This window comes from Proteus sp. fly-1013, assembly GCF_040140245.1.
Classification (GTDB): domain Bacteria; phylum Pseudomonadota; class Gammaproteobacteria; order Enterobacterales; family Enterobacteriaceae; genus Proteus; species Proteus mirabilis_B.
This window is the reverse complement of the sequence record NZ_JBEEWD010000001.1, coordinates 287,827-307,153: the sequence shown is the minus strand read 5'-3', so window position 1 is coordinate 307,153 and position 19,327 is coordinate 287,827. Positions and strand designations below refer to the sequence as shown.

Genomic DNA, 19,327 nt, shown 5'->3' with positions numbered 1-19,327 from the left:
CATAAACATCATGATTACATTTAAATGAGATATGGCGCACGTTATGCCATTTAAAATTTCATTTTTTTGTTAATTTACTTTCATTTTTTGATCTATGTAACACTTTAAAAAAAGAAGGCGCTATAAGCATAAGCCCGTAGCGCCTTTATTCTTACCATCTTGAGGCTAATAATGGAATAAAATCATTCTGTTATTTCAGCAACATTTGATGATGCAATTTTATCTTTTTCAGCCTGTTGACCAAAACCTTTTAATCCAACAACGTGTACATGTTCAGTACCATTGAACACTTTACGTACTAATTTATAGGTTGTTCCTTTTTCTGGGCTGATATTTTCTGGTGCTGCAATAATTAGCTGCATATCAAGACGATCGCAAAGCTCAAATAACGTTGCAATAGATTTCGCATCTAAACGAGCCGCTTCATCAAGGAAGAGCAAACGACAAGGAGAGATATCTTTTCCTCTTAAGCGTCGTGATTCTTCTTCCCAGCTCTGTACGACCATTACCAGAATTGACATCCCCGTACCAATAGCTTCACCGGTTGATAAAGCGCCACTTTCTGCTTTTAACCAACCTTCTGGCCCACGATTAACCTCAACATCCATTTCAAGGTAATTACGGTAATCTAACAGCTCTTCACCCACAGTTTGTGGCATACGTTGACCAATATCCACTTGAGGGTTTAAACGTTGATAAAGTTTCGCCATTGCTTCGGAGAAAGTCAGGTTTTGGTTTTTAAATAGATCTTGATACTGGTTATCTTCTTCAGATAATACATCCAATAACACTTGATGACTTTCGCGGATATTGACGTTGAGTCGGACACCACGCACCTGACCAAATGAAACCGCTTGTAAACCTTGGTTTAGCATACGAATACGGTTTTGCTCACGCTGAATAGTTTTACGAATAATATTCGCTACACTTCGTGAACTAATCGCTAATTTTTGTTCACGGCTAGTTAACTCTTCAGTTAAGCGAGCAAGCTCGATTTCCATCTGTTCAATCGCATCAACTGGATCATCCGTTTTAATGATATCTTGGCGAATACGTTCTCTTAAATGCTGGTATACCGCAATAAAGAACTGAACTTTACGATCGGGGTACTTCGCATCTTCTGAGCGACGTAACGCATCACGTAAATATTCATTATCAGCAACCGCTTGGCGTAACGCACCTAACGCCTTATCCGACATTGAACGTAATTCATCAGCAGAAAGATAAGCAAAGTCTCGACGATGTAAACGACGCTCCATACCATTTTCTTTCACTAATCGCATAACTGCGCACCAACCCGCTTTTGCACTCACAACATGCTCACGAATTTGAATGTAGTCACGTTCAAGTTTACGAATTTTCTTGGTTAGATTATCTCGCTCAGCTTCACTTAGTGCGATATCTCGCTCAAGCTGGCTGATGCGTGTGCGGTTTGCACTTACCGCAGAATAACGTTGATCGCGCAACTCTTTGGCTCTTGCTTCTGCACCAATATCAATATGTATCCCTGTATCGCGCATCTCTTGCTCAAGCTCTCTGAGTAATTCAGATTTAGTGTCAAAGGAGCTTTTTAATGATGCGAGTACTTGATTAAATTGAGCACATTGCGCTTGCTGTTGACGATAAAGCTCTCTTGCCGTAGCGCGTTCTGTTTCAGCCATTTCTAAGCGGTGGCGTAGCTTCTCGTTAAGATCACTATTTTCACTGACAATCTCAACGGCATCGCTATAACTAAAGTGAGGGCGACGCTGTACCACTTCCACCAGCAAGAAAGCTTGTTGCTGATAACGTTGCTGTTCTGCTTTTGCTTGCTCGTAATCTTGTGCTAATTGCTCATGCGCTTGTGGATCACTTTGCAAGATTGAAGCGATAGGCTCTAATGTTGCTAATGCTTTTTCATGACGCTGTAAGTGGCGCATTGATTCTTCAGCGGCATACAGCTCTTCACGTAACTCTTCAACTCGATCAATCAGTGTTTCATCCATCAAGATATTAACTTGAGGAATAAGTTTATTAAGAAGATTTAGCGATTCTTTAGCACGCGCATAATGTTGACGCTGTTGCTGAGTACTCTCTTCATATTGTGTTAACGCTCTTTCTAGCTCATTACGTCTTTGGTTGAGCTGGCGAATATCCTCTTCTGGATCAGCCTCAAATGCCACAGAAATATGTTGTCCCACAAACTGGCTAAAGGCATGGTGAGCACGTTGGATCTTCTGTACATCAAAAGCTTGCGTTGCGTAAAGTTCAGAAAGCTCATCACGCTGGCGAGATAAAATTTCTAATTGATTCTCACGCGCCGCTCGACCAAACAGTGGAATTTCAGGGTAGCGAGAATAACGCCATTGTCTATCAGTGCTCTTGATAAGAACGGCTTTATCCATCTCTTGCGCATTAAATACACTATCATCGAAAGATTGTGGATCGCCTTCGATAAAATAGAGATCTTCAGGACAATCTTCTAACGTTTCTAATTGCGCCTGAACTTGAGATAAATCTTGTACAACAATCGCATGGCGTGCTGGACCATATAATGCAGAGAAATAAGGCGCATCGTCTAACGTAATATCATCATAAATTTCTGATAATAAAACACCATTAAAGCGTTCAGCTAAGGTAATTAATCGCCCATCTTCAGCACCACTTGGCTGACTTAAACGTTCAATTTGCGCTTCAATTTGCTGTTTGCGAGTTGCTGTTTCATCACGTAATACCGTTGCTTCGCGCTCTTTTTCAAGTAACTGTTGCATATATTCAGTTACTTGATGACCCGTTTCAAAAGATTGACGAGTCTGCTCACATAATTGTGTTAACGCATCTTGTGCTGCAAGCCATGCAGGTGCTTGTTTTTTCAGCTTTTCAATTTGTTGTTTAAGTTGATCTAACTCTTGGCGCATTTGCATGCGCTGCTCGCCAGACTCATTAACGTAATCGCTAAGCTCTTCAATTTTTGCTTCTAATTCATCTTGAAGAATTAACAGATCATCAGGCTCCATCGATTTACCATGATGTTTGTTAAATTCTTCAAGTTGACGTTCTGCATTGTTTCGCTGATGTAAACGCTGTTCTAATTCAGCTAATTGCATACGAATAGGATGAACCCTATCCGCTTGATGTCGATGAGAAGACCATTCACGTAATGCCGTTTTTGCAGCATCCCATGCATTTTGACGTTCAACTTCACCGACAATTGAACTCACCAGCTTATAGGCTTGATCGAATTGTGTTTTCGCAGCTTCAGAAACATTGAGTTTCTGCTCCATAGAAAGCAATGAATGCGTAATGGTTTGAATTTTTGCTTGGATCCGTTCAGCCCATTGCTCTGCATTGGTTTCGTCTAAATCAGCAATATCACATTGTGCTTTAGCACGCTCTAAAGCCTGCACCGCTTGGCGATATTGAATAGCGCGTGTTTGTTGTACGTCTAATGCCTGCTGATAGTCTGCTAACTGATTTTTCAGTTCATCGACTTCTTCTTCTGCCGATTCTACACGTGCTTCAAGTTCTTCTTTCTTAGATGCCGCTTCTTCAACTACTTCGCTTTGTTCTTCTAAGCGGAAAGTTATCTCTTCAACATCAGCGACATAACGGTCAATTTTTTCTTGTTGGCGAACTGCATTTTGTACTAAGTTTAATCGGTCACTTGCCGCTTGATAATCCGCTTCAAGATCAGAAGATAACGCTTGTTGTTCTTCTAACTCTTTACCCATCTCAACAAAACGATACGCTTCACTATTAATGGATTTACGCTGGCTCCATAACTCACGGCGCACGCTTAAAGCTTCATCAAGATGAACACGTCGTTCATTAGCATGACGCATATAGTCAGCAGCAACATAAGATGTCGCTTCTGTAATTAAGTGCTTAAATAAGTCACGATCAGATTGAGTGACACGAATAGCTTCAAGCGTCATTCGGTTTTCACGCAATGCGCCTTCCATATCTTGGAAAGCTTTTCTTACACCGCTATTTTCAGGTAGTAAATAATCACGTAAAGAGCGTGTAATTGCGCTTGAAATACCGCCATACAATGAGGCTTCAATTAAGCGATAGAATTTAGCGCGATCACTCGCTGAGCGTAAACGTTTAGGAATAACCCCTAAATCAAACATCACGGCATGGAAATCAGTAATAGAGTTAAATTGTCTGAAAACAACTCCATCAATGGCTTCAACTTTTTCTTTTAATTCATTTAGCGGTAAAACACGGGCTTGGCGATCCGCAACAGCTTGCGTCAAAATTTCTGTTGGGTTTTCTGCCATTGGCAGCCCTTGGATCATAAAGGGTTTGATATCAACTTTCTTATCACGTCCTGCAATTTGCTGTAAACGGACACCGACCACAGCACGTAAGTGACGCGAGTTAATCACATCCAATACGGCATAACACACACCAGGACGCAGTTTCCCGTATAACCCTTTATCGCGTGATCCGCTTGTCGACCCTGCTTCTGTGGTATTACGGAAGTGAAGTAAAGTAAGATCAGGGATCATAGCTGTGATAAATGCAGCCATCGTGGTTGATTTACCCGCACCATTACCACCTGATAACGTAGTCACCAACTCATCTAAATCAAAAGTACGAGCAAAAAACCCATTCCAGTTGATAAGTGTTAATGAGCGAAATTTTCCCCGTTCAATCATTTATTTTCTCCCTCCGCATCATCTTCACTGGATTGTAATTGCTCATCTTCATTTTCTTCATCATCGTTGAGAGCTTCTGAGCTATCTTCAAGCGCCATAGCTTCACCATCACGGATCATTCGCATTTGAGCCTCAAGTGGTGAATCGCCACTGCGCACATCGGCACCAAAGCGGAAAACAGATTCAGTAATAGAAAAACGCTGCATATCATTTAATAAGAATGAAATCATGCCTAAACGACGTAAACGATTTAGCGAGGTTCTCATTTTTTCTTGTAATTTTTGCAAATCAAGATCAGAACCCGTTGAGCGTTGATTCACTAAACGTAAAAGTTTGTTTTCATCTGCTAATGTTCTTAATTCATCGAATAGCTCTTGAACGGTGAATATTCCCTGATTTGCTAATCGTTCAGGGCTAAGATAGAGATAACAAAGAATTTTCCCCACCAGCATATCCATTTCAGAAAGAACAGAGCGTGGAATAAGTGTGGTTGAGCGAGGTCGCAAATAGAAGAAACCTTCTGGCGCTCGAATTAATTCGACGTTATAACGCGCATAAAAGTCTGATAACTCATCTTGAAAGTCCATCAAGAAAGCATGATTATCTAGAGAGTCTATACCGATATGTCGACCTGCACGTAACTGGCTATCCAGTTCAGGAAAAAGTGAGTTCGCTAATGCCTGCGCCAGTTTTGCTGGCATAAATTGTTCAGTATGTATCGATGACATGCGCTTGTACCTTAGCTCCATATTCGTTAATTTCTGACCATTTTGCAGGTAATCCTGCGAGCTCAGCTTTCGCCACACCTAATCGTACTGCTTGGTCAATAACAATACGTGCAACATCGAAATGTTTCTGTTGCGGATAACGATTAAGGTATTCAACTAACACTGAACTGAGATCTAATGCTCGTTGTTCTAATTTGTAAGAAGCAAGCTCTTGCTCTACCCATTGCGCTATTTGTTCGTTCACTTCACTGAACATTTGATATTCAAGCTCTTCAGGTAACTCACCTGTGACTTCTTCATCACGTAGGGTAAGCTCTTCGTCACGCATATCAAATAAACGATCAGCATTAGCGTAAGTTAATGCCCATGGGCTGTCGAAATAGTTTTGTACAGATTGACGTAAACGGCGAGAGAAAATACGGTTTTTATCCATATCAATCGCTGTACGAATAAATTTATGGACATGTCTATCGTATCCAATCCACAAATCAATGGATTGCTGACCCCAACTAATAATGCGGTCTAACTTACTTTGAAGTTCAAATACTAATGTATCGATTTGCTCAACATGACCAGAATTCATGTTTGCTTCTTGAATGCGTAAGAGATTGGCTTGAAGTTTGTCACCAGCAGCTTCAAGCGTATCTTGTAGCTCTCTTAATGTACCCGAAGTTTCAGATAGCAACTGTTCACAACTTGAAATAGCCGCTTGCCAATCTTGGTTTAATAGCGCAGCAATATCTTCTTTTACTGTATTTTGCTGCTCATCCATGATCCGCTGAGACAAATCAATGCTATCGAAAATTTCTGCCACTGAATATTTCAGAGGTGCAAAAACGTTACGATGCCAATGATATTCATCACCACCATCTTCAGCGGAACTAGCTGCTGAATCAAGCTCACCCGCCACAATGGAAAGTTGCATCGATAAGCGCAATGATGAAAACTCACGTTGGCGAATATAGTAATCACTAATCCCAATTCCCAACGGAGTTAAACGGTATATTGCATTACCTTCTACCAATTCACTGGTAAAACGGTTAAAAAGTCGCTGCTTTACCATGTCATTAATGGCATTATTTGCGCGAACTTGTATTGATTCTGCGGGTTGTTCGAAGCCTTTACATACTTCTCGAAAGGCATCAATTAACTCCCCTTCACTGATTTCGCCATCAAGACGCTCGCTGTTTAATACAGCAACAGCCATCAAAAAAGCTAATCTTTCTGGTGGCAGTGAGATTGAGAAGTCATTTTTTCTCGCCCAAGACACTAACTCAGGAACTGTCTGGGTAAAATCACTCATAGTACATCCTTAATTTACACGCTTTTGTGCCATGACATGAATGTAACGCCCCAGACTGATATAGGGCTCTTGCCGACAATATCGTTGCTCTAATGCAAGCAACGATGGAAAATCTTTATTTTGTAACTGACGACTTTGCAAATAATCATGGAAAACGCGGACACCCGTTTTTCCTAATATTGTCATTGAAAACTCATCTAACCATTGATAGACATCTTCTGGTTGCAATGGGTTTTGAGGTGATAGCGATTTTTTTCTTCTACGAGGGATCTCAGGATTTGCCAGATGAAAATTTCCTAAAATCGCATTTCTCATGACAATGCCATTCGCGTTGTAAAACATTAGCGATAAGATACCATTAGGTAACAACATATCGGTAAGAACATTTACAGCGTCTTTCTGATCCGTGATCCATTCCAATACTGCATGAAATAGAATTAAGTCAACCCTTTCATCTATATGCTCTTTGATCTCTTGAGCTGCACAACAAATAAACGTCATGTTCTCGACAACACCCTCTTCAACCGCAGCCTCTTGTGCACGATTAAGCATCTCTTGTGATAAATCACATAAGATAATTTGGTGTCCTAATTTAGCAAGCTGACGAGAGAAATAACCTTCACCCCCACCTGCATCTAAAATACGCAAACTTCGGTTAGGTAAAAGGGTCAATAATTGTTGTAAATCTTCCCAAATCACTGCTTGACGTATTTTACCCTTTGTTGTGCCATAGATATTGCGGGAGAATTTATCTGCAATATCGTCAAAATTACGATCTGACATTAAAACGCCTCATGATAACAACTTACTACTTGCGCTCTTTGCGTTCTGATAAATTCAAAAATATGAGACACTGTACATAAATAAAGACGGCAATTTTACCAGTGTTCTATGATACTGACTGTTTTCTCTAAAGAAATAAGTCATGAATCAGATTATTCGCAAAGCGCAGTATAAATATAACGCTTATTAATGAAAAAATTAACGTTCAAACGTTTATCGTTTTATAAATAATTAAACGGTTCTTTATTTCTATTGATAAAAACTTAGTGAAACGTTGTTGATGAGCTATTTTGACACAATGTCTTGGAATTCCCCTAGTTTTCACTAAGCTTTCGCTATCAATTGCATGTATTTCACTCAATCTAGGATGATTTATGCTGTTTTTGCTCAAAAAATATGTTGCAGGCTTTCTGATGCCCCTGCCTTTGCTCTTATTAATCGCCTTTTTTGCATTAGCACTACTTTGGTTTACTCGTTGGCAAAAAACAGGAAAAAGCCTACTCACTGTTGTGCTTGTTCTGCTAACTATTTTAGGCATACAACCTGTTGCTGATACACTATTAATGCCAAGTGAAAAAGAGTATCAAGCTCGTTATGAATTACGAGAAAATTCGCAACAAGATGTGAACTACATTGTTGTTTTAGGTGGTGGATTTACTTATAACCCAGATTGGGCACCCAGTTCTAATCTTCTTAACAATAGTTTATTTCGTGTTGCTGAAGGTGTAAGGCTTTATTATCGCAATCCTAATGCGATAATGATTTTTACAGGTGGTGCTGGTGTTAACCAGATAAGTAGTGCAGAGGTAGCGGCTCAGGTGGCGCAATCTTTGGGTGTACCTGCCGAGAGAACTATCGCATTATCAACACCAAAAGATACTGAAGAAGAAGCCTATGAAGTTGATAAATTAATTGGTAAGAAACCATTTTTACTTGTAACGTCTGCCAATCATTTAGCACGTGCGGAACGTTTCTTTTTAGCACGAGGAATGAAACCAATCGTTGCACCAGCTAACCAATTGGCTATCTCTTCACCATTACATCCTTGGGAAAAATATTTTCCTTCCGCGACTTATTTTCAACACAGTGAACGTGCATGGTATGAGTTTTTGGGGTCGGTGTGGCAATCAGTAAAACCTGCCGGACAACCCGCCACTATTCCTGAAAATGAAAGTCATCAGTCTGATAAAGAAGAAAACCAATAATTAGAAATATTTTTGCTGGCTAATACAAAAACGGCACTTAAATTAAGTGCCGTTAGAATTTATTTATTTTTTACTGTACGAGAAGAGATCAAATTACTTTTGTTTGCCTGATCATAGGAAGACTTAAGCTGACGCATCGCTTCTATTTTACGTTCCATTACACTCATTTTTTTCAATTTAGAAATATCGTGTTTTGATAGCATATCCTCTCCCCGTTTCTCCAATATCATTAGTAATAATTGTTACTACTTCAACAGACAAAGCCTGTAAAATTCTATCATAATAGCGCTTCAATTTATGATTTTCTGCAATAAACAAATATGCTTTAGAAGCATATATCTTACAATGAAGAGTAATTATCATTTCTAATGCTTCAGTTAATTCTTTTTGAAAATGAAATTTCCGTGAACACATTCCTTTTTCTGGTGGCTTATAATATGTTTCATTAAGAAAATTTTCTTTTCTATCAAATTTTAAATCATAACAGTTATCTATAATTTCAAACCCAGCTTCTTCACTTCGATAACAAAGATATTCTTTATCCATAATGTTAATTTGAGTAAAAAACAAAATAAAATTAAATTCATCAATAAAGAAATCATATGTATGCGCAATAAAATTATCGTTGGGGAATTCTTGAAACCTACCTGAATATCGTATCGTCATATAAAAACTAAGTTAATAAACCTAACGACACACTAGCATAAATAACGCTTACTACAGATAGCAGGTCTCACTTTTCAGACAAACTTTATTTATCATAGGGTTAGTTAACTTAATAAGTAAGAATTGCTGTAAAATGTAGATTGCATAAATACAAAAACGGCACTTAATTTAAGTGCCGTTAGAATTTATTTGTCACTGTTAACAAATCAGAACTCTTGGTTAAGTGCTCGATATGCAGCTCTGGCTGCAATAAGATCATCTTGAGTATCTACACCTACACCCGGAACTTCTAATGCTTTTGCAACATGGATTTTTTCGCCATACCACAGCACCCGCAGCTGCTCTAACATTTCAATAGATTCTAATGGGCTTGGCTCCCAAGTAATATATCGACGTATAAAGCCTGCACGATAAGCATAAATGCCAATATGGCGAAGATAATGTTCACCAATTTCATCATGTGATAAATTAAAACGGTCTCTTTCCCAAGGAATGGTTGCACGAGAAAAATAAAGTGCGAAACCTTTTGCATCCATCACGACTTTCACCGCATTAGGATTAAAAGCTTCTTTTGAGTCAACAATAGGCACTGCTAATGTTGCCATTCCTGCACCACAACTCGCCAAATTTTCGGCTACTTGAGTAATAATCGCAGGTGGAATAAGAGGCTCATCACCTTGTACGTTAACGATTATCTCATCATCCGCAAATTTGTATTTTTCAATGACTTCCGCTAAACGCTCTGTACCCGAATGGTGATCTTCGCGAGTCATACAGGCTTCTCCGCCTGCTTTTTCAACTGCTGCAACAACATCTAAATTATCAGTTGCAACAATGACACGGTTTGCACCAGAGCGCATAGCCTGTTCCATTACACGAACAATCATAGGTTTGCCATGAATATCCGCGAGGGGTTTACCCGGTAAACGGGTCGATGCATATCGACCAGGGATAATGACCGTGAACATGAAGTTACTTTTCCTCTTCTAGTGATAATTCTCTTGCTTCATTCTCCAGAAGAACGGGGATATTGTCACGAACAGGATAAGCTAAATGATCAATTTTGCAGATAAGCTCTGAATTTTCTTTATCAAAGATAAGTTTGCCGTGGCAAACTGGGCAAGCAATAATTTCGAGTAAGCGGTGATCCATTTTGTCCCTCTCAAGGGTTAATCATTTTATATGGCAAAAGGATATCATAAGGAATGATCAGCGTTAATACTCAAAACCTCTCGTTTAGTGATAATTCGAAAATTATTTTAGTTATTAATAAATTTATTATTTTCTCTTTTACTATAAGCAACAAAAAAGCCACATTAATGTGGCTTTTTATCGTTGAGTCTGCAACATCATTAATAAAGAATTACATTCAGCTTTTATTGATAATAATTTAACCTTTTTATTATCTTTATTGCATTCTAATTAACGAAACGACTCTTTTATATTACTTATTCGACTTGGTGGTAAACTATTGTGGCTTACCTACCTCAAAATAGGCATAAACGATAATTTAATCTTAATGCTAAACTATCGTTTTATCTACATCTTTAACAAGGCTAAGCCTTATTTAAAATCCGATAACATCAGCGGCTTCTAAACCTGCTGCTGTTCTGATAACAGAAAACTCAACGTCTTGACCTTCTGTTAATGCTTTATTTTTTGTATTGGCAATCGCTTTTTTATTGACATAAACTTCTTGTTCAATATCTCTTGCAACAATAAGACCATAACCCTTGTTATTGTCGAACCATTTTACGCGACCCATTCTTAATTGTAATGTCATGATAGATAAACTCCTTTTGTTCTTTGTATAGTTTTATTTTCCTATACAAATGCATCCTACTTTTTATTAAGTCTTCTTATATAAAACCCCAATTAAATTCTGAACACATTAATTTAAGTAGTGCATTTTATTATTCAATATAAATGTTCAAAATCGTGATAGCCAAGCTTAATAAATATCGCTTAATAAATATCATAAAGCTCAATAAATATTTACAGTATCAATATGACAAAAAGATGACATGCTGATATTTATTGCGCACTGATAAAAAAGATAACCGAATATAGAGATAATTAGTTACCATTAAAAATGGTTTCTACCATCCATTGTGCACAAAAGCTGATGCTATTCACTGCACAAAATATTAATCCTACATTCAAGATCCACAAACTCTCCACACAAGGCTTTTGAGTAGATAGGGTAGTGGCGAATTAAATTGAACTACGACAAAAGCGATATGCGACTGTAGGTAGGTAATCTTTTATGTAACGCTATCCTGATTTCCACTATAAATATCATTGTTTCAGATCAGATACAAGTTTTTTTCGAGCCGTAAATTAAATTGCTGACTTGTTTTAGCACAGATTGACTATTTAATTCAGCGCTAACGGGTAAATACCACCAATTATCTTGTGCAAAATGCTGACATTTCACAGCATCCTTTTCTGTCATAATAAGGGGCTCTAAGTCAGGTGTTAAATCCTGTAATTCTTGAGCACTATAATCACTATGATCACTAAATGCTTTTGTTGTGATTAACTCTATCCCTTTTTCATGTAAAGAGTTAAAAAACCGAGGAGGATGACCAATTCCAGCGATAGCAACAGCCTTTTTAATTTGCTGAACTGGTTTTTTTTCTCCTGTTTTAAGATTAACTGCAGTATCACCTTCCAGCGCCATGCCAATTTCATTATTCTGGCTTATTCCACCATTAACGATAATTGCATCCACAGAATCTAAGCGCCCTGCACGCTCTCGCATAGGGCCTGCTGGTAACCACCAACCATTGCCGAATCGGCGCTGACCATCAATGACAACTATTTCATAATCACGCTGTAATGCGTAATGCTGCAAACCATCATCAGTGATGATCACATCAAGCTCATGTTGAGCTAATAGCGCTTTTACTGCATCTCGTCGATTAGGTGCAACCGCAACGGGAGCACCTGTTCGATGATAAATCAACACAGGTTCATCACCTGCCATGGCAGGTGTTGTATCGGATGTTAAAAGTAATGGATAATGGTCTGATTTCCCGCCGTAACCACGAGAGACAACACCTGGTTTAAATCCCTGCTGTATTAATTGCTCAACAAGCCATATCACAACAGGCGTTTTACCATTCCCGCCAGCAGTTAAATTGCCAACAATCACAACAGGAACAGGCGCTTTCCATGATGCTAACCATCCTTTCTGATATGCAAAACGCCTTAACAGTGTTATCGCACCATACAACCATGAAAATGGAAGTAATAGGATATAAAACCAAGATTTACCAGACCAAATCCGTTCAATCATTTGCCAAATTGCATCCTGTGAAGTTGTGCATAAATACCTTGTTTCTCAATCAAATCAAGGTGTGCGCCACGTTCAACAATTTCACCGTCTTCAATAACTAATATTTCATCCGCTTTTTCAATAGTTGATAAACGGTGAGCAATCACTAAAGAGGTTCTGTTTTTCTGTAATTCATCAAGTGCTGACTGGATAGCACGCTCTGATTCTGTATCTAGCGCTGATGTTGCTTCATCAAGAATAAGGATCGGTGAATCTCGTAATAACGCTCTTGCAATTGCAATGCGCTGACGTTGTCCACCTGAAAGTAACACACCATTTTCACCAATTTCAGTATCTAAGCCTTTATCCATTTTTTGGATAAAATCCATCGCATGTGCCATCTTCGCTGCTTTTTCAATATCTTCGCGGGTATACAAATCTTCACATGCGTAGACGATATTGTTTGCCACGGTTTCATTAAAAAGATGCACATTTTGAGAAACCAACGCGACTTGATTACGCAAAGATTTCAATGTGTATTCACGAATATCATGACCATTAATTAATATTTCGCCTTCATTAATGTCATAAAAACGTGTGATCAAGTTTGCAATCGTAGACTTACCAGAGCCTGAGCGTCCAACTAATGCAACAGTTTTACCCGCTGGGATAGTAAATGACATATTTTTCAGTGCTGGTGTATCTTTTGTAACATATTGGAAAGTCACATTACGAAACTCAATATCGCCAGTTGGTTTTTTCAGTTCAAGCTTACCAGTGTCTTTTTCTTGCTCCATATCGAGGATAGCAAAGAGAGTCTGACAAGCAGCCATACCGCGCTGAAATTGAGCATTCACATTAGTCAGTGATTTCAATGGACGCATTAATGCAACCATCGAGGAGAAGACAACTGTAATTGTACCTGCTGTTAATGTATCCATTATCTCAGGGAAACTTGCTGCATACAGGACAAATGCTAACGCAAGAGAAGCGATTATCTGAATAATAGGATCTGAAATTGATGATGCGACAACCATACGCATACCTTGACGGCGAATATGATTGCTTACATGGTTAAAGCGTTTATTTTCAACTTCTTGGCCATTAAAAATCAGAACTTCTTTATGCCCTTTTAGCATTTGTTCTGCACTAGTTGTCACTTGTCCCATGCTATTTTGGATACGTTTACTGATCGTTCTAAAACGAGTCGATACTATACGAATAACAACAGCAACAATAGGTGCGATAACGATAAGGATCAGGGATAATTGCCAGCTATAATAAAACATCAAACAAAATAGTCCGATGATATAGGCACCTTCACGTACAACAGTAATTAATGCACCTGATGATGAAGAGGCAACTTGTTCTGAATCGTATGTGATACGAGAGAGTAAAGTCCCTGTTGATTGCTGATCAAAAAAGCTCACCGGCATTCCCATAATATGAGAAAACAGTCGGCGACGCATATTCATTACAACTTTCCCAGAGACCCAAGAAAGACAGTAACTTGAAATAAAGTTAGATATACCACGCAGAGCTATCAGTCCAATAACGGCAAAAGGCATCCATTTTAATACGTCATTACTGGCTTTACCAAAACCTTCATCAAGAAGTGGTTTTAATAAAGAAATCATAAATGCATCCACGCCCGCATTGATGATTAATGCAATTGCAGCAGTGATCAAACCCGCTTTGAAAAGCCGGATCATTGGCCATAGGCGGCGGAATGTTTGCCACGTTGATAGATCTATATCATTCATATATATTACCAAACTTTTAATAATTAGCCGGTCATTCTACTCGGGAAACGTCAAAACACCAAACCACTGATGATACCAACGAGGCAAAATATCTCGCCTATAGGTAAATACATCAATATTATCTTGATTAAACTCGATAGAAATTTGCCCACTAATAGAGGTTGTTAGCCAATTAATAGCTTCTTTTTTATAACGATGATGTACTTTATCAGAAGGCAAACGCCAAGGGCTATAACGAGCAGCAGAAACAAGTGCAAATTTTGGTGATACTGCTTGAATAAACATCAATGTGGATGATGTTTGACTACCATGATGAGGAACTTGTAAGACATCTGCTTTTAGTTGTTCTTTTTTTACTCTTACTAATTGAGCTTCAGCTTCTTTTTCTATATCTCCAGTTAGTAGAATATTGTTTTTCCCATCACTAACATTAATCACACAGGATTGATTGTTTTTCGGAGAGCTTAATTTATTCGGCGGCCACAATGCATCAAATTGCAGACCTTTCCACTGCCATGATTTATCACTTAAGCAAGGTAAATGCGAAGGATCGTCAAAACTACTACGAATACTTAAATTAGGATAAGTTTTTATTAAATCTTCCATTCCCCCTGTATGATCAAGATGATCATGACTAATGATCAATGCAACTGGCGTGAGTCGGTGATGTCTTAAATAAGGAATGATGACACTCTTTGCAATCGAACCTCCATTTTTCCAACGCATTCCCGTATCATAAATAATCACCTCCCCTTCTTTTTCAAGAATAACCGCCAACCCATGTCCAACATCTAACATAGATATTCGCCATTGATAACGTGAAGAGACGACGAATTCACAATATAAAATAGCACCAATAACCACAATGCAAATAAAATGATGACGCCACCATGACATTTTTATAATTAAAATAATTCCAATCCCCAAAAATCCTAATAATAAAGGAATGGCACCACTATTTTGCCAATATGGTAAAAATAAGGAAGCACAGCCAAAAGCAAGGTTAATAGAAAGATCAACCCAGTGCCAAATGATTGGTTGTAAAAATGAGAGAGAGGATGTCAATAATCCGAGCATTATTAATGGCACGGTAATAAAAGAAATAATAGGAACCGCCCATAAGTTAACGATAAAACTAAAAAAATTAGCACCATTAAATAAATATAATTGAAATGGTAATAAAATAATTAATAAACCAAATTGTAAATGTACCAACCTTAAAATAAACCACCGTTTTTGATGGTTATATTTAGCTTTTAATGGGTACATCCAATACCAAAAGATAATGGCAAATACAGCAGAAAATGAAAGCCAAAAACTGGCTGAAAGTATAGAAAGAGGCTCAACAATAAGAATAAGTGCAGCACTCCACAGTGCCCATTGCCAAGGTAAAAATAATCGACTCCCCCAATGTAAAATCACCCAAACTGTTAATCCAATAACGGCTCTTATTGCTGGTATTCCCCAACCTGATAACGCAGCATAGAAAACACCACATAGCCAAGCTATAACTAATGGAAATCTTGGATTAATCCATCTGATAGGGAAAAAAAATTGAATGCCTCTTGCAATAACCCAACCAAAAAAGGCAGCTAAACCTATATGTAAACCCGATATCACAATTAAATGTGCAACCCCTGTTTTCATATAGAGATCTTTTTTCTCAGGTTCGAGATATCGCTTATCACCTAAGACTAAAGCAATAATTTCACCTTTATTTTTTGCAGTTTGCCAATGAGCTGAGATTGTCTGAATAAGTTGAGTACGTAGTGATATATCATCTCGGATAAACTTTGCTGTCATCACCTTACCCGTTAATGTTTCCTTCATAGAAACGGCATATTTTTGGCTATCAAACCCACCTTCATTTAAATAACTATGTACAGCTCTAAATTGAATTTTAAACTTCCAATATTGTCCCACAGCTATATTTTTAGGCGGATTTCGCCAATACACGTTTGTATAAACAGATGATGAAAAGAGCGTCTTCTTCGTAATTGGTATTTTGATAATAATATTGCCATCTGTTAATTGGCGATACTCCATAATCGTGGTTTCAAATGTTGCCATATTATCAGCAAACTGCTCTGTTCTCGTCATTAACGATGACGCGACCATATTTGAATAAACCCAAAAAAACAGAACTATCGCTGAAAAGCGAAGTGAACAAAAAGGAATAAATAATAGAAATAGTGCAACAAGAATAATAATAGAATAAATAGTCTGACTAAAAAGTGTATGTTGAACTAATAAAGGTAAGCAGCCTAATATCATTGCCAAAGCAATATTATCTAAAGTTAACTTTGTGAAATAGAGCCTTTGAAAATAAGCTGAATGAAAGCACCTATGTTTTATTGATACCATCTTTAATTCAAAAAATTTTATCACCCGATTCAATAAAATCATTTCTAGCATCCTTTCCAACAATCATTCTTTAAATATCATGATGTTATCATTTAGCTAAAGATAGGCTTTTAGGTCGTTTTTTAGTGATGCTTTATAAAAAGAAAAAGATCTCTTGTTACATACAATAAGTTTTGAGAAGAAACTCGTAAAAAGCAAAACAACTAAGTGATATAGGTAATTAAATAGAGAAATTAAAATCAAAGCAGAATAAAGTAATAAAAAAGAAAGGGGCTAGCGAGATAAAATTAATAGAACGAATCATTCAATCCAGAATTGAGATTGAAGATTGAAAAATTAGGGAGCAGAAAAATAAACTAAAAATGATAATAAGTGATAATAATAGGTAATAAAAAAACGGCACCTAAGTACCGTTTTTGAGAAAGTTAACTAACATCGTGCCATTTCGACAGGAGTTATTATTCCGTATAAATATTTACACGGTCACGTAACTCTTTACCTGGCTTAAAGTGTGGAACGTATTTACCTTCCAGATCTACTTTATCACCAGTTTTCGGGTTACGACCCGTACGCGGCGCACGGTAGTGTAGAGAAAAACTGCCGAATCCGCGGACTTCGATACGCTCACCATCAGCTAAAGTATCAGCCATATGATCAAGCATTTCTTTTACAGCTTCTTCAACCGTCTTAGCCGAAAGATGAGATTGTAGGCCTGCAAGTCTCTCGATTAACTCAGACTTGGTCATATTACCTCCCTAAACTACCGATAAATAGGCAACGATTAACGTTGCCTTCCGTTAATAACTTAAATTATTCGCCTTTAGCTGCTTTGAAAGCTTCAGCCATAGCGTTGTTTGAAAAACCAACTTCTTCTTTGTTGTTTACAGAAGCGATAGCGTCTTTCTCATCTGCTTCGTCCTTAGCACGAACAGATAAGTTGATAACGCGGTTTTTACGGTCAACGCCAGTGTATTTAGCTTCTACAGCTTCGCCAACATTCAGAACCAGAGTTGCATCTTCAACGCGGTCACGTGAAGCTTCTGAAGCACGCAGGTAACCTTCAACACCGTCAGCTAATTCTACAGTTGCGCCTTTAGCGTCAACAGCAGTTACTTTACCAGAAACAATAGCACCTTTTTTGTGAGCAGACAGGTAATTATTGAATGGATCTTCTGATAATTGTTTAACGCCCAGTGAGATACGTTCACGTTCAGCATCAACTTGCAGAACTACAGCAGCGATTTCGTCGCCTTTTTTGTATTCACGAACTGCTTCTTCACCTGCAACATTCCAAGAAATGTCAGATAAATGAACCAGACCGTCGATACCGCCGTCTAAACCGATGAAGATACCGAAGTCAGTGATAGACTTGATTTTACCTTCAACACGGTCGTTCTTGTTGTGAGTTTCTGCGAACTGCTGCCATGGGTTAGATTTGCACTGTTTCAGACCCAGTGAAATACGGCGACGTTCTTCATCGATGTCAAGAACCATAACTTCAACAACATCACCAACGTTAACAACTTTAGATGGGTGAATGTTTTTGTTAGTCCAATCCATTTCAGAAACGTGTACCAGACCTTCAACGCCTTCTTCGATTTCTACGAAGCAGCCGTAATCAGTCAGGTTAGTTACACGACCAGTCAGTTTAGTACCTTCTGGATAACGTTTAGCGATAGCTACCCATGGATCTTCGCCCAGTTGTTTCAGACCTAATGATACGCGAGTACGTTCACGGTCGAATTTCAGGACTTTAACAGTGATTTCGTCGCCAACATTGACAATTTCGCTTGGGTGTTTAACACGTTTCCAAGCCATGTCAGTGATGTGCAGTAAGCCGTCAACACCGCCCAGATCAACGAATGCACCGTAGTCAGTAAGGTTCTTAACGATACCTTTAACTTCCATGCCTTCTTGCAGGTTTTCTAATAACTGATCGCGTTCTGCGCTGTTTTCAGATTCGATAACCGCACGACGAGACACAACAACGTTGTTACGTTTTTGGTCTAATTTGATGACTTTGAACTCAAGCTCTTTGTTTTCCAGATGAGTTGTATCGCGAACTGGGCGAACGTCTACCAGTGAACCTGGTAAGAACGCACGAATGCCGTTCAGTTCAACAGTGAAACCACCTTTAACTTTACCGTTGATGATACCAACAACAGTTTCGTTTTCTTCGTAAGCTTTTTCCAGCATCAGCCACGCTTCGTGACGTTTAGCTTTCTCACGAGACAGAACGGTTTCACCGAAGCCATCTTCAACCGCGTCCAGAGCAACATCAATTTCGTCGCCCACTTGGATTTCTAATTCGCCTTGAGCGTTTTTGAATTGTTCTACAGGAATAGCAGATTCTGATTTCAGACCTGCATCAACCAGAACAACGTCTTTATCGATAGCAACTACAACGCCGCGAACGATAGCGCCAGGACGAGTTTCGATTGTTTTTAGGGATTCTTCAAAGAGTTGAGCAAAAGATTCTGTCATGTTAATGATCTTCAAGTAAATTTAATTAACGTCCATTTAGCATCCGGCCGAATGGGGTTGTTTCACATACCTCGTTACATCCTTTGTGACAAGGTCATCGGGCATTGT

At 38.5% G+C, this 19,327-nt stretch carries 14 protein-coding genes; 1 reads left to right on the top strand and 13 read right to left on the bottom strand.

Features of this window, described 5'->3' with window-relative positions:
• Positions 1-182: 182 nt before the first annotated feature.
• The 4 genes from mukB to cmoM are packed head-to-tail and all read right to left on the bottom strand — an operon-like array spanning position 183 to position 7,457.
• Positions 183-4,643, bottom strand: a complete 4,461-nt coding sequence (mukB, locus tag ABN236_RS01350) for a chromosome partition protein MukB (protein ID WP_349473201.1) — start codon at positions 4,641-4,643, stop codon at positions 183-185.
• Positions 4,640-5,371, bottom strand: coding sequence for a chromosome partition protein MukE (gene mukE, locus ABN236_RS01345; protein ID WP_211838953.1), 732 nt, complete (start codon positions 5,369-5,371; stop codon positions 4,640-4,642). Before mukE ends, mukB begins: the two co-directional genes overlap by 4 nt.
• On the bottom strand, positions 5,352-6,674 hold the full coding sequence (gene mukF, locus ABN236_RS01340; RefSeq protein WP_349473200.1) for a chromosome partition protein MukF: 1,323 nt from the start codon (positions 6,672-6,674) through the stop codon (positions 5,352-5,354). The genes mukE and mukF overlap by 20 nt, the downstream gene beginning before the upstream one ends.
• 9 nt (positions 6,675-6,683) lie before the next feature.
• Positions 6,684-7,457, bottom strand: a complete 774-nt coding sequence (gene cmoM, locus ABN236_RS01335; protein WP_088493288.1) for a tRNA uridine 5-oxyacetic acid(34) methyltransferase CmoM — start codon at positions 7,455-7,457, stop codon at positions 6,684-6,686.
• 374 nt (positions 7,458-7,831) lie between these two features.
• Between cmoM and elyC the strand changes: the two genes are divergently transcribed.
• Complete coding sequence (gene elyC / locus ABN236_RS01330; RefSeq protein WP_194952151.1) at positions 7,832-8,662, top strand: envelope biogenesis factor ElyC; 831 nt, start codon at positions 7,832-7,834, stop codon at positions 8,660-8,662.
• 177 nt (positions 8,663-8,839) lie between these two features.
• Here elyC and ABN236_RS01325 read toward each other — a convergent pair whose 3' ends face one another.
• From ABN236_RS01325 to rpsA, 9 genes are all read right to left on the bottom strand, one after another.
• Positions 8,840-9,328: a hypothetical protein gene (locus ABN236_RS01325; RefSeq protein ID WP_349473199.1), complete on the bottom strand. Its 489-nt coding sequence runs from the start codon at positions 9,326-9,328 to the stop codon at positions 8,840-8,842.
• A gap of 206 nt (positions 9,329-9,534) precedes the next feature.
• Entirely contained in the window at positions 9,535-10,296 is a 762-nt protein-coding gene (kdsB, locus tag ABN236_RS01320) for a 3-deoxy-manno-octulosonate cytidylyltransferase (RefSeq protein ID WP_088493290.1), read from the bottom strand.
• A gap of 4 nt (positions 10,297-10,300) precedes the next feature.
• A complete protein-coding gene (locus ABN236_RS01315) occupies positions 10,301-10,480 on the bottom strand; it encodes a Trm112 family protein (protein ID WP_004244593.1) in 180 nt (59 codons plus the stop codon).
• A 415-nt stretch (positions 10,481-10,895) separates the two neighbouring features.
• Positions 10,896-11,111 (bottom strand): cold-shock protein, encoded by a 216-nt coding sequence (locus ABN236_RS01310; protein WP_023581324.1) that lies wholly within the window; start codon positions 11,109-11,111, stop codon positions 10,896-10,898.
• A gap of 528 nt (positions 11,112-11,639) precedes the next feature.
• On the bottom strand, positions 11,640-12,629 hold the full coding sequence (gene lpxK, locus ABN236_RS01305) for a tetraacyldisaccharide 4'-kinase (protein ID WP_318619656.1): 990 nt from the start codon (positions 12,627-12,629) through the stop codon (positions 11,640-11,642).
• A complete protein-coding gene (gene msbA, locus ABN236_RS01300; protein WP_088493292.1) occupies positions 12,626-14,371 on the bottom strand; it encodes a lipid A ABC transporter ATP-binding protein/permease MsbA in 1,746 nt (581 codons plus the stop codon). The genes lpxK and msbA overlap by 4 nt, the downstream gene beginning before the upstream one ends.
• Before the next feature lie 36 nt (positions 14,372-14,407).
• Positions 14,408-16,645: a DNA internalization-related competence protein ComEC/Rec2 gene (locus tag ABN236_RS01295; protein ID WP_349473412.1), complete on the bottom strand. Its 2,238-nt coding sequence runs from the start codon at positions 16,643-16,645 to the stop codon at positions 14,408-14,410.
• 548 nt (positions 16,646-17,193) lie between these two features.
• Positions 17,194-17,481: an integration host factor subunit beta gene (gene ihfB / locus ABN236_RS01290; RefSeq protein ID WP_006537420.1), complete on the bottom strand. Its 288-nt coding sequence runs from the start codon at positions 17,479-17,481 to the stop codon at positions 17,194-17,196.
• A gap of 64 nt (positions 17,482-17,545) precedes the next feature.
• The gene (rpsA, locus tag ABN236_RS01285) at positions 17,546-19,219 is read right to left on the bottom strand and encodes a 30S ribosomal protein S1 (RefSeq protein WP_006537421.1); all 1,674 of its coding nucleotides are present in this window, start codon (positions 19,217-19,219) and stop codon (positions 17,546-17,548) included.
• Between the last annotated feature and the right edge of the window lie 108 nt (positions 19,220-19,327).